The 12347-nt window shown below is 38.6% G+C and carries 12 protein-coding genes; all 12 read right to left on the bottom strand.

The genetic code is table 11. The features are described from left to right. Positions 1 to 59: 59 nt before the first annotated feature. Positions 60 to 1283: a M16 family metallopeptidase gene (locus NP781_RS02625; protein WP_221682741.1), complete on the bottom strand. Its 1224-nt coding sequence runs from the start codon at positions 1281 to 1283 to the stop codon at positions 60 to 62. An 89-nt stretch (positions 1284 to 1372) separates the two neighbouring features. Beyond that, positions 1373 to 3487, bottom strand: a complete 2115-nt coding sequence (gene pnp, locus NP781_RS02620; RefSeq protein ID WP_004224987.1) for a polyribonucleotide nucleotidyltransferase — start codon at positions 3485 to 3487, stop codon at positions 1373 to 1375. Between the two features lie 616 nt (positions 3488 to 4103). Continuing rightward, positions 4104 to 4625, bottom strand: coding sequence for a DoxX family protein (locus NP781_RS02615; RefSeq protein ID WP_202341651.1), 522 nt, complete (start codon positions 4623 to 4625; stop codon positions 4104 to 4106). A 436-nt stretch (positions 4626 to 5061) separates the two neighbouring features. Next, positions 5062 to 5331 (bottom strand): 30S ribosomal protein S15, encoded by a 270-nt coding sequence (gene rpsO, locus NP781_RS02610; RefSeq protein WP_008178982.1) that lies wholly within the window; start codon positions 5329 to 5331, stop codon positions 5062 to 5064. A 174-nt stretch (positions 5332 to 5505) separates the two neighbouring features. Beyond that, positions 5506 to 6453, bottom strand: coding sequence for a riboflavin biosynthesis protein RibF (gene ribF / locus NP781_RS02605; RefSeq protein ID WP_257521306.1), 948 nt, complete (start codon positions 6451 to 6453; stop codon positions 5506 to 5508). A 12-nt stretch (positions 6454 to 6465) separates the two neighbouring features. Continuing rightward, positions 6466 to 7377: a tRNA pseudouridine(55) synthase TruB gene (gene truB, locus NP781_RS02600; RefSeq protein WP_221682743.1), complete on the bottom strand. Its 912-nt coding sequence runs from the start codon at positions 7375 to 7377 to the stop codon at positions 6466 to 6468. Between the two features lie 115 nt (positions 7378 to 7492). After that, entirely contained in the window at positions 7493 to 7834 is a 342-nt protein-coding gene (rbfA, locus tag NP781_RS02595; RefSeq protein ID WP_004225003.1) for a 30S ribosome-binding factor RbfA, read from the bottom strand. A 77-nt stretch (positions 7835 to 7911) separates the two neighbouring features. Next, positions 7912 to 8190 (bottom strand): DUF503 domain-containing protein, encoded by a 279-nt coding sequence (locus NP781_RS02590; RefSeq protein ID WP_004225006.1) that lies wholly within the window; start codon positions 8188 to 8190, stop codon positions 7912 to 7914. Next, complete coding sequence (infB, locus tag NP781_RS02585; protein ID WP_221682744.1) at positions 8190 to 10472, bottom strand: translation initiation factor IF-2; 2283 nt, start codon at positions 10470 to 10472, stop codon at positions 8190 to 8192. The genes NP781_RS02590 and infB overlap by 1 nt, the downstream gene beginning before the upstream one ends. Positions 10473 to 10486: 14 nt before the next feature. After that, complete coding sequence (locus NP781_RS02580; RefSeq protein ID WP_016994544.1) at positions 10487 to 10795, bottom strand: YlxQ family RNA-binding protein; 309 nt, start codon at positions 10793 to 10795, stop codon at positions 10487 to 10489. Then, complete coding sequence (gene rnpM, locus NP781_RS02575) at positions 10792 to 11070, bottom strand: RNase P modulator RnpM (protein WP_004269250.1); 279 nt, start codon at positions 11068 to 11070, stop codon at positions 10792 to 10794. The genes NP781_RS02580 and rnpM overlap by 4 nt, the downstream gene beginning before the upstream one ends. A 136-nt stretch (positions 11071 to 11206) precedes the next feature. Continuing rightward, positions 11207 to 12346: a transcription termination factor NusA gene (nusA, locus tag NP781_RS02570; protein WP_257521305.1), complete on the bottom strand. Its 1140-nt coding sequence runs from the start codon at positions 12344 to 12346 to the stop codon at positions 11207 to 11209. Between the last annotated feature and the right edge of the window lies 1 nt (position 12347).

The raw sequence follows: 12347 nt of genomic DNA, 5'->3' as shown, positions 1-12347 counted from the left end.
GCCCCCCGTAAAGTGTTACCTTTTATAGCTGTAACAAATGCTATCTTATTAAAATATCTTTATTCGCTAGGACCTATGATTGAGATAGCTGGTTCTGCTTTTAAAATTTTAGCGATCAGCCGATCTACTGACTCCATTGATACGGCATCGATTGATTTAAGAACCTCGTCTACTGTTCGATGCTTGCGATGGACAAGTTCACTTGTTCCATTACGATTCATACGAGCCCCAGTACCTTCTAACCCAAGGACAAAGCTGCCTTTAAGCTGCTCTTTCGCATTATCAAGCTCCTCCTCTGTCACACCACCCGCTACAATATCTAATAAAGTGGCATCGATCGTGTGCTGAAGCTGTGCTAATTGCTGTCGACTAGTACTACCATAAATCGTAAAAGCACCTACATCGGCATAACATGATTGATAGGAAAAAATAGAATAGGCTAGCCCACGTTCTTCTCGTACTTCCTGAAACAATCGAGAACTCATATTCCCGCCAATAATATTGTTAAGCGCTATAAAGCTATACATATCTGGATCTTTTACACCGATTGCTGGATAGGAAATCGCGACGTGTGCCTGCTCTGTATCGCGTATTTTTGTAATTTCTCCCGGATAAAATGAAGGGTTTGTCAGGACAGGTGCCATAGCATATGGTGAAGGTTGATAGTGACCAAATAAATCTTCAATCGTTTGCATAAGCTGAGATGAAATATTACCTGCAATAGAAATAACTACGGACTCTGGCCCATAATGTTTATCCATGTATTGTCGTATAGCATCTGCTGTAAATGTCTTTAATGTAGCAGCTGTGCCTAGTATTGGACGACCGAGTGCATCATTCGGATACATGACTCCCCACAGCTTCTCATGAACATCGTCATCAGGAGCATCTTCGCTCATTAAAATTTCTTCTAATACTACTTGTCGCTCTTTTTCTAATTCTTCTTCCGCAAATGTAGAATTGAAAAACATATCTGCTAGTATAGTGACCGCAAGCTCCGCATGATGATCTAAAACTTTAGCATAGTAACATGTATTTTCTTTCGATGTGAAGGCATTTAGCTCTCCTCCAATTCGATCAAATTCTTCAGCAATTTGACGAGCTGAACGAGTTGTTGTGCCTTTAAACAACATATGCTCAATAAAATGTGTGATACCATTCTCTTCAGGTAGCTCGTAGCGAGAGCCCGCATTCACAAAGATGCCTAATGCCACTGATCTTACATGATCAATTTGCTCTGATACAATACGAACACCATTCTGACATGTATGTACTTGAACCAAACTATCTCCCCCAATTATAAAAATCCTCTACTTTTCTTCTTGCTACTATCGAAAAAGGCTGCGCAATTTACGCAGCCTTTTAATCGATATTATTTTTCTTGTTCAGCGCGCTCTTTTTCCTCTTGAATTACTACTTTGCGAGATAAATTCACACGACCTTGCTTGTCGATTTCAATCACTTTCACAAGTAATTGATCGCCAAGTTTTAAGACGTCTTCCACTTGCTTTGTACGTTCCTCTTGAATTTCAGAAATGTGAAGCAAGCCATCTTTCCCTGGGAAGATTTCGCAAAAGGCGCCGAATTTTTCAATACGTTTCACTGTTGATAAGTAGTATTCCCCTACTTTTGCTTCACGTACGATATCTTCAATAATTTGTTTTGCACGTGCATTCATTGCTTCATCAGCAGAAGAAATATAGATTGTACCATCTTGCTCTGTATCAATCTTAACGCCCGTTTCTTCAATAATTTTATTAATTTGTTTACCACCTGGTCCAATTACATCGCGAATTTTATCAGGATTAATTTTTACAATAACAATTTTTGGTGCAAACGCAGATAATTGTTTACGAGGCTCTGGCAGTGTAGCAAGCATTGATTCTAGAATATGCATACGTCCAACTTTTGCTTGTGTCAGTGCTTCTTCTAAAATATTGCGAGATAAACCATCAATTTTTATGTCCATTTGTAGAGCTGTTACACCTTTAGCTGTACCAGCAACTTTAAAGTCCATATCGCCTAAATGGTCTTCCATTCCTTGAATATCCGTTAAAATAGAATAATGTTCACCTTTTTTAATAAGACCCATTGCAATACCTGCAACTGGTGCTTTTAATGGGACACCTGCATCCATCATGGCTAATGTAGACGCACAAATAGAAGCTTGAGAAGTTGAACCATTTGATTCAAGTACTTCTGATACACAACGAATTGTATAAGGGAAGATCGATTCATCAGGAATTACTGCTTCAAGTGCACGCTCACCTAACGCACCATGACCAATTTCACGACGACCTGGCCCACGGATTGGACCCGTTTCCCCTACAGAAAATTGAGGGAAGTTATAATGGTGCATAAAGCGTTTTGACTCTTCCACACCCAAACCGTCAATAATTTGTACATCACCAAGCGCACCTAATGTACAAATAGAAAGTGCTTGTGTTTGTCCACGTGTAAACAGACCTGAACCATGTGTACGTTGTAATAAGCCTGTTTCAGAAGAAAGTGGTCGGATTTCGTCTAGCTTACGACCATCTGGACGAATCTTATCTTCCGTGATTTGACGGCGTACTTCTTCTTTTACCATCTTGTCAAGAATTGTGTACACTTGTTTCATTGTTTCGTCATCTGCTTCTTGCTCTTCGTAGGAAGCGATAACTCGCTCTTTAACAGCTTGAATTGCCTCATCACGAGCATGTTTCTCTGCCGTTTGAATTGCGTCATGCATATCAGTCTCACAAGCTGCTTTTATATCGGCTTGAATTGCTTCGTCAATTTCAAATAGTGTCACTGGTAACTTTTCTTTACCAACCTCTGCCACAATTTGCTCTTGGAAAGCAATGATTTTTTTGATTTCTTCATGACCGAACATAATTGCTTCTAACATGATTTCCTCTGGTACTTCAAGTGCACCCGCTTCAACCATATTGATAGCATCTTTGTTCCCTGCTACAGATAAATGAATTGTTGAGCGATTCGATTGCTCTACTGTCGGGTTGACAATGAATTCTCCATCAATATAACCAACTTGTACACCTGCTATTGGCCCATCAAATGGAATATCAGAGATCGCTAATGCTAATGATGAACCAACCATTGCTGCCATTTCAGATGTACAGTCAGGATCATTTGACATAACCATAGAAATAACTTGTACTTCATTACGGAAACCATCCGGGAACATCGGACGAATCGGACGGTCGATTAAACGGCTTGCTAAAATCGCCTTTTCAGATGGACGTCCTTCACGCTTAATAAAGCCGCCAGGAATTTTACCTGCAGCATATAGACGCTCTTCATAGTTTACTGTTAATGGGAAGAAATCAAGTGGTTTAGGTGATTTTGACATTGTTGCTGTAGCAAGTACAGAAGTATCGCCATAGCGTACTAATGCGGCTCCGTTTGCTTGTTTTGCTAACTGTCCTACTTCAATTACAAGTGGACGGCCAGCCCATTCATAGGAATAGACTTTCTTTTCGTTCATTCAATGAACCCCTCTCTATTATAAAAACACTTACTTCGTCTGTATGTACTAATAGTAAGTGTACCAAAAATGCTTGTTCTATGCTAAATAATATTTCATGAAATAATCATACATTTAAATTCAGTTATTGCCAATTTATTTAAGATTTATTTCTTTATTTTATTGAAAAAGCATTTTTGGTATATGGATTTTTTTATATTGATTCCTTCTTGACGAAAAGTAATGTATGTAAATGGAAATAACTGCTTCGCTAACATTAGTTTTTCACGTACAAGTTTAAACAATAGACTTATTATAACATGGAGCTTATCATACAACATCCTATAAGGTAAAAGAAAGTCGGATCATCTTGGAAAGTTAGTAAGTCAGGCAAATAATAGTCGGATATACATAGTGTTGAAAAACAAAATCATCAATAAAATTTTTGTGAAAGTTGCGTAAGGGAGTATCGGACGCCCAGTGGAACGGAAATCACCCCCTCACCTTGCAAGAAGGGCTTTTCTGCTAGTGATATTTCTTTTCTCAACAACATGAATACCCCACCCATATAATGGGCGGGGTATATTCAGACTAATGAGTAGTCTCCTAATATAATATAAGATATGTAAAAAGTTTATTATGTAATTTTAGAAACAGGTTGAACAACTTCTTTTTTCTTATTTCTCGCCATCTTTTCACCTATGATAGGCATAATGAAGCGGTCAAGCCCGAATTTTCCAGCATTGTAACCAGCAACGGCTATAAAGATTGCAAGTAAAATATCCCAAGGGTTGCTAGATATAGTACCTGCCATTAAGAAGGCAAAATTCATGACCATACCGAAAAATGCAGCATATGTCGTTAAGCATCCCAAAATTAATCCTAGCCCTACTAAAAACTCTCCCCAAGGCACAAGAATATTAATTAGCTCAGCATTTGGCAAAGCAAATGATTCAATAAACTTTACATACAGTGGGTATGCGAGCTCTTCTCCACTTGTCACTGGATTTGCAATAGCATTGGCTAAAAAGCCAGATGCATCAAAGCCATTAAACAGTTTTCCCCAACCAGCTGTAAGCCAATGCCAGCCTAAATAAACACGAATAACTGTTAAAATACCTGCAACAATATTATTCTCTCTTAATAATTGGTTAAACATCCTACTCACCCTTCTAAATGATTTAGTTTACATTTCACCAACTATTATTTTCTAACCCATAGCCATCGTTTACGAGTATCCAATGATAGCATTTAGATTGTATGATTGACGCTTATGTACCAATTGTCTTGAGCCTCTATCCTATAATTTGCTTGATTGTATTTCGTGAAATATAATAGCAATCTAGCATTCAATTTATCTACTTCAATTACACTTGCAAATGATGATCGCAATGACTATAACATGGGCTGTGAAATGTGATTAGAATATATCACCCTTTTATCAAGTATCAAATCATTTTTATCTATCGTTCATCGGAGTGTAGAAAAGTTATGGCTTATTGTTGAACAAAATTAACAAGATTATCGCAAAAAAAAAGACTGTAGACAAACATCAGTTTGTCTACAGTCTAATATAGGATTACTTTTGCTATTAATTAGCGACGTAAGCCTAAACGGTTGATTAATTCACGGTAACGTTGTACGTCTGTTTCACGAAGATATTTTAATAAGTGACGACGACGACCTACCATTTTAAGAAGACCACGCTCAGAGTGGAAATCTTTTTTGTGAGTACGTAAGTGAGTATTTAGAGCGTTGATTTCCGCTGTTAATACTGCAACTTGTACTTCTGGTGAACCAGTGTCACTTTCGTGAGTACGGTACTCAGCGATAATTTCGTTTTTACGTTCTTTTGTAATAGCCATGTGTATGGACCTCCTAAATTATAATTAATCCCCATTAGCACAGTAAACGTTGGAGTCATCGATATACCGAGCTAAGGTTAAGCATTTATGCACTTATGAATATTATCATACATTACTTAATCAAGCAAGTAAAACGTCGACTTGGCTAATGTGACTACAATGATGAAGTACGTATTATAGCTCATTAAAGTAACGGATTGCTTCTTGTTTATCCTTTTCAATTTGCGATTTCAAGGCCTCAATACCATCGAATTTCCGTTCACTTCGAATACGTTTATACCACGCCACATGTACTTCTTCACCGTAGATATTTTTATCAAAGTTTAAAATATGGACTTCAATCGATAATTGCTTATCATTTAGGTCTTTGAAAGTTGGTTTATAGCCCACATTACAAACACCATCATACCAGCTATTTTGTACAAGCAGACGAACAGCATAGACACCACTTGCTGGAATAAACGTTCCCTCTAAAGCTTGGACATTTGCTGTAGGGAAGCCAATAGTACGACCACGCTTATCACCATGTACAACAATCCCATTGATTTCAAATGGTCTCCCTAATAACACTGTTGCTTCTTCCATATCGCCTTCTTGTAATAGCTTGCGGATACGGGTAGAGCTGATTTTCTCAACATCATCTGTTTTCTTCTCAACAATTGTAACGCCATAATCACCATTGCTTAATACACGCATATCTTCCATTGTTCCCTTACCAAATGCTCCAAACGAATAATCGAAGCCAGCTGTCACATGCTGAACATTTAATCCACGGATAAATGTATCGATAAATGCCGCTGGGGAAAGTTTGGCAAAATCAGAAGTGAAGTGGACAACGAATACCGTATCCACACCCTGTTCTTCAAACAGCTGTAATTTTTGCTGTAAGAGTGTAATATAAAAAACCTTTTCGTTACGTCCACCAAGGACTAATGAAGGATGTGGATCGAATGTCATCACTGCAGTAGGAATTTGTCGCTTGTTTCCTTCTTCCTTAGCTGCCTTGATAACTGCTTGATGCCCTCTATGTACACCATCGAAAAAGCCAAGAGCTAATGAATACGGCTGCATGCTTTCTCGTTGCTGTAATTGATGTGGGTATTTTAAATGAATGACCTCCATTGAAAAATCCTCCTACTCTATCGTCGGAAACATCTTATGTGGCTTCATCAAACCATCCTTTGTTGGGTGAGCTTGATAAACCGCAACTGCCTTTCCATTGATTCCATACACAATTTTATCATGACTATTTAATAATGCATCTGCTGGAAGCACTTGTCCATTGAAAATTTCTTTTTCATTGGCATTCGTAATCTCAATAAATGGATAGTCTGCTAATGCATACTCGACAGGTAAAATACAGGTAGCTACTTGCTCAGCCTCCATTAGTTCAGCAACCTGTGCTAACGTAAAACAGTTTTCTCGTGTAAAAGTACCTGAAGCAGTTCGTACAAGCTCTTTCATATGCGCTGGATAGCCAAGAGCCTCACCAATTTGCACAGCTAATGTTCGAATATATGTCCCTTTACTACAAGCGATACGTACTGGAAATGTAATTTCTTGCCCCTCATAATGTGCTAGTTCATCAAGTAGCTCTAAATCATAAATTGTTACTTGGCGAGTTGGTCTTTCAACACTTTCGCCTTTTCGCGCATATTCATAGAGGCGCTTCCCATTTACTTTTACTGCTGAAAACATGGGTGGTGTTTGTTCAATAACGCCAGTTAATGAAGCTAAAACCTCTAACAACTGCTCCCGAGAAAAATTTTTTATCGTAAGATCTTCTTCAACGGTTTCACCTTCTGCATCCTCGGTTGTTGTGGTACGACCTATTGAAATAATTGCTTCATAGATTTTCCCTGCATCAGTTAGATATTCTGCTATTCGAGTTGCTTGGCCAATACAAATTGGTAGTACGCCCTCAACACCTGGATCAAGTGTCCCTGTATGTCCAACTTTTTTTGTCCGCAAAATTTTGCGTAATTTAAAGACACAGTCATGGCTTGTCATGCCTCTTTCTTTCCAAAGCGGTAAAATACCGTTCATATAGCTCCTCCCAAATTGCCTACTCTATAATTTATTTACTCATCCGCAATATAACCTTTTCCATAAAGATAAAAAGTCTGCCTGCATAAACATGCATGTGGCAGACTTTTTTAGCTTATTCTTTGTGTAAATCTCTAAGCAATGAATCAATACGGTTCCCATATTCAATCGATGAATCAAATTCAAAGATTAATTCTGGTGTACGTCGTAAACGAATGCGTGATCCGATTTCAGAGCGAATGAAGCCCGAAGCTTTTACTAAAGCTTTGAGCGTTTCCTCTCGTTCACGTTCATTGCCTAAAGATGTAATATAAATTGTCGCTTGCTGTAAATCACCCGTTACTTCAACACCTGTAACAGTCACAAAACCAACACGCGGATCTTTTATTTTACGGCCAAGTATATCACCAAGCTCCTTTTTCATTTGCTCGGCAACACGGTTTGAACGTAGAGACATAATTTGTCACCTCTATTTCGATGTACAGATAGTTGATATTTTATTGCTGTGCATGCTTCTCAACTATCTACTGTTACTTATAAATAATCTCGCCACACATTAAGCTGTTCCCATGACGGATTTGACTGTAAATAATGGAGCGCGTGATTAATTTCCCGTTCAGCTGCTTCTTTTGATGATGAAACAGCAACAAGTGCTAATTTCGTTCGCTGCCATACATTTTGATGGTCAATTTCCGCAATTGAAACGTTAAATTTCTGCTTTGTGCGGGTAATCATACGCTGTAAGACAGCACGTTTTTCCTTTAACGAATGGGCAGTTTGAATGATAAATTCAACCTCTGCATACACGATCATTAGGCGCGTTTAATCTCTTCCATAATATAGGCTTCAATAATATCGCCTTCTTTAATATCGTTGAAGTTTGTAATTGTAATACCACATTCGTATCCTTTTGCCACTTCTTTTACTTCATCTTTGAAGCGTTTAAGCGTATCTAACTCACCTTCGAAAATAACGACATTATCGCGGATCACACGTACACCTGAATCACGCGTTACTTTTCCTTCAGTTACATATGAACCAGCAATTGTACCAACTTTTGATACTTTAATTGTTTGACGAACTTCTGCTTGACCAATAATTTTTTCTTCAAATTCAGGATCAAGCATACCTTTCATTGCTTGTTCAATCTCTTCAATTACTTTATAGATAATGCGGTGTAAGCGAATATCTACGCCCTCTTCTTCTGCTGCACGTTTTGCGTTAACATCCGGACGGACGTTAAATCCAATAACAATCGCATTAGAAGCTGCTGCAAGAGAAATATCAGATTCGGTAATAGCTCCAGCACCTGTGTGAATAATTTTCACATTTACGCCTTCCACATCAATTTTCATTAGGGAGGCTGCCATTGCTTCAACAGTACCTTGAACGTCAGCTTTCACAATTAAGTTAAGCTCTTTCATTTCGCCTTGGCTCATTTGTTCAAATAAGTTATCAAGCGTTACACGTTGTTTTTCTGAACGTTGTGCTTGAATCGCTGACATTGCTCTTGTTTCCCCAACTTGGCGCGCTGTTTTTTCGTCTTCAAAGACAACGAAACGGTCACCTGCTTGAGGTACATCATTTAAACCTGTAATTTCAACTGGAGTTGATGGACCAGCTTCTTTTACACGACGACCTTTATCATTTACCATCGCACGTACACGACCATACGTATGACCTACAACGATTGGGTCACCTACTTTTAATGTTCCATCTTGTACTAAAAGCGTAGCAACCGAGCCACGACCTTTATCAAGCTGTGCTTCGATTACTGTTCCAAGTGCTAAACGTTCTGGGTTTGCTTTAAGCTCTCCAACTTCAGCTACAAGTAAAATCATTTCTAACAATGTATCAATGCCTTCACCTTTTAACGCTGAAATTGGAACGAAAATTGTATCTCCACCCCATGCTTCAGGAACTAAGCCATGTTCTGTTAATTCTTGCATCACACGATCTGGATTTGCCGATGGTTTATCCATTTTATTCACAGCTACAATAATTGGTACTTCAGCTGCCTTGGCGTGATTAATCGCTTCTACTGTTTGTGGCATAACACCATCATCAGCAGCTACAACTAAAATTGTTAAATCCGTTACTTTTGCACCACGTGCACGCATTGTTGTGAAAGCCGCATGTCCTGGTGTATCAAGGAATGTAATTTTCTTGTCGCCTTCTGTAACTTGGTATGCACCAATATGTTGTGTAATACCACCAGCTTCTCCTGCTGTTACTTTTGTATGACGAATAGAGTCTAATAAAGTTGTTTTACCATGGTCAACGTGACCCATAATTGTTACAACTGGCGGACGTTCTGATAAATCTGCCTCGTTTACTTCTTCTGTTTGCTCGAAGTGTGTTTCTAAATCCGTAATATCTACACGAATTTCCTCTTCCACTTCTACACCATAGTCTGCGCAAATTAATTCAATTGCATCCTTATCTAATTCTTGGTTAATTGTTGCCATTACGCCAAGCATGAATAATTTTTTAATGATTTCAGATGGCTCACGGTGTAATTTTTTTGCTAATTCTGCAACTGATAATGATTCAACAAAAGTAATTTTTTCTGGAAGTTCCTTTTGTTTCACTGGAATTGATGGTTGATGCGTTTTTGGATGGCGACGTTTGCCTCCATGAATCCCTGGTTTTGGACGTTGGTTGTAACCACCGCCACCTCTACGATTATTATTGTTATTATTATTATTTTGTGTCATATTTCTATTTTGATTACCTTTTGTATTCTTAGATTTTTCGTTAGACGAATTTGAGTTTTGCTGTGCATGTTGCTGATTGTTTGCTTTTGGCTTAGAAGTAGCAGATTGCTGCCTTGGTCCTTCTTGCTTTTTCACCGAATGCTGTGGTTTTTGCTGGCCATTTGATTGAGGTTTTTGTGCCATGTTTTGAGTTGATTGTTTTGCTACATTTTTCTCAGGTGTTGCTTTAAATGTTTGGTTTAACTTTGCCACAGCGTCTTTTTCCAACATAGACATATGGTTTGTTACACTCACATTTAATTTACTTAGTGCTTCAATAACCTCTTTACTCGTTTTATTCACTTGCTTCGCATATTCATGAACTCTGATTTTGGTCATCTGCTCACCCCCGATTAGTTTTCGTTGAGTAGACTAGACAATTTACTTGCAAAACCTTTATCGGTAATAGCTAAAGCCACTCGGGCCTCCTTACCTGTAGCATGTCCTAGATCATATCGATCTCCAATTACATGATACTCAACGTTGTAGTACGTGCACTTATCTTGAATTTTTTTACTAGAGTTTTTAGAAGCATCGTTTGCAAGCAGTACTAGTTTAGCATTGCCATTGCGGACTTCCTTTACTACTAACTCTTCTCCTGAAATCACCTTACGTGCTCTTGCTGCGATTCCAAGCAAATTAAATATTGCTTGATTCATCATAAAATTGACTCCCTACGAATCAGCAAAATAAGTTCCTCGTATATTTCTTCAGGAATTTTCACATCAAGTTGGTGCCCTAATACATTTTTCTTACGCGCAAGGTCAACTGCCTGCTCTGATTTAGAGACATAGGCACCACGCCCAGGCTTTTTCCCGGAGACATCTACACTTACTTCGCCCTCTTTCGAACGAACAACACGTATCATCTCTTTCTTTGGTAGCATTTCTCCAGTTGCTACACATTTACGAAGAGGTACTTTTTTGTTTACAGCCATAAGAATCACCATTCCTCTCTGAAGCTTGTCGTAAGAGGTGGACAAGTCATGCTCTACTTGACGCTCTGACAGTATTCAGTCGGCGTAGGGGGCCCACTGAATACTGTCAGCTAACTTGTCACACGGGCTTTCTTACTTATTCTTCGTCGTCTTGATATAAGTCAACTGCTACATCATTAAAATCACTTTCTTCATCATCAGCAGGGATGAAAGTGCTTGTAGCCGAAGGATAAATACCTAATTCACGAGCATCAGTCTCACTCTTAATATCAATTTTCCAGCCAGTAAGCTTCGCTGCTAGGCGAGCATTTTGCCCACGTTTACCAATAGCTAGAGATAATTGATAGTCTGGTACAACGACTGTTGTAGACTTTTCTTCTTCATTCACTTGTACATCTAATACTTTTGATGGGCTTAATGCATTAGCTACAAATACAACTGGATCTTCAGACCATTCTACGATATCAATTTTTTCGCCATTTAGTTCATTGACAATCGTTTGTACACGAGCACCTTTTGCCCCAACACATGAACCAACTGGATCCACTTCCTCATTATGTGCGAAAACAGAAATTTTAGAGCGATCTCCAGCTTCACGTGCAATTGATTTAATCTCTACAATACCCTCATAAATTTCAGGTACTTCCATCTCAAATAATCGACGTAATAAACCAGGATGTGTACGAGACACAATCACTTGAGGTCCACGTGTTGTTCGTTCTACTTTTGTAATATACACTTTAATACGATCATGTGGGTGATAAGATTCACCTTGGATTTGTTCATTAACAGGCAATGCCGCTTCTACTTTCCCTAAACCTACATAGATATTACGAGCATCTAAACGTTCAACAACGCCAGTTACGATATCATCTTCACGATCTACGTATTGCTCATAGATTAAACCTCGTTCCGCTTCACGTACGCGTTGTGTAACTACCTGCTTTGCTGTTTGTGCAGCAATGCGTCCAAAGTTACGCGGTGTTACTTCCTGTTCCACGATGTCCTCTAGCTGATAGGCTGGATTAATGACTTTTGCATCTTCTAAAGAAATTTGCAAACGATCATCTTCTACCTCTTCCACAACATCTTTACGTGAAAATACACGAATTGAGCCCTTATCTAAATTTAAGTCTACTCGAACATTTTGTGCTTGGTTAAAGTTGCGTTTGTAAGCTGTAACTAATGCCGCTTCAATGGCTTCGATTAACACATCTCTTGAAATTCCTTTTTGTTCTTCTAGCGCATTCAGCGCATCTAACAAATCACTACTCATT

The sequence above is a fragment of the Lysinibacillus sp. FN11 genome, from assembly GCF_024628845.1.
Taxonomy (GTDB): domain Bacteria; phylum Bacillota; class Bacilli; order Bacillales_A; family Planococcaceae; genus Lysinibacillus; species Lysinibacillus capsici.
The sequence above is the reverse complement of the archived record's forward strand: the minus strand, read 5'-3'. Positions and strand labels throughout refer to the sequence as shown.

Coding starts and splice junctions, on each gene's coding strand:
- rnpM (WP_004269250.1), bottom strand. CDS start 11,070: ATGGCTGTAAACAAAAAAGTACCTCTTCGTAAATGTGTAGCAACTGGA.
- NP781_RS02590 (WP_004225006.1), bottom strand. CDS start 8,190: ATGATCGTGTATGCAGAGGTTGAATTTATCATTCAAACTGCCCATTCG.
- pnp (WP_004224987.1), bottom strand. CDS start 3,487: ATGAACGAAAAGAAAGTCTATTCCTATGAATGGGCTGGCCGTCCACTT.
- infB (WP_221682744.1), bottom strand. CDS start 10,472: ATGACCAAAATCAGAGTTCATGAATATGCGAAGCAAGTGAATAAAACG.
- nusA (WP_257521305.1), bottom strand. CDS start 12,346: ATGAGTAGTGATTTGTTAGATGCGCTGAATGCGCTAGAAGAACAAAAA.
- ribF (WP_257521306.1), bottom strand. CDS start 6,453: ATGGAGGTCATTCATTTAAAATACCCACATCAATTACAGCAACGAGAA.
- NP781_RS02615 (WP_202341651.1), bottom strand. CDS start 4,625: ATGTTTAACCAATTATTAAGAGAGAATAATATTGTTGCAGGTATTTTA.
- NP781_RS02580 (WP_016994544.1), bottom strand. CDS start 10,795: ATGATGAATCAAGCAATATTTAATTTGCTTGGAATCGCAGCAAGAGCA.
- truB (WP_221682743.1), bottom strand. CDS start 7,377: ATGAACGGTATTTTACCGCTTTGGAAAGAAAGAGGCATGACAAGCCAT.
- rpsO (WP_008178982.1), bottom strand. CDS start 5,331: ATGGCTATTACAAAAGAACGTAAAAACGAAATTATCGCTGAGTACCGT.
- rbfA (WP_004225003.1), bottom strand. CDS start 7,834: ATGTCTCTACGTTCAAACCGTGTTGCCGAGCAAATGAAAAAGGAGCTT.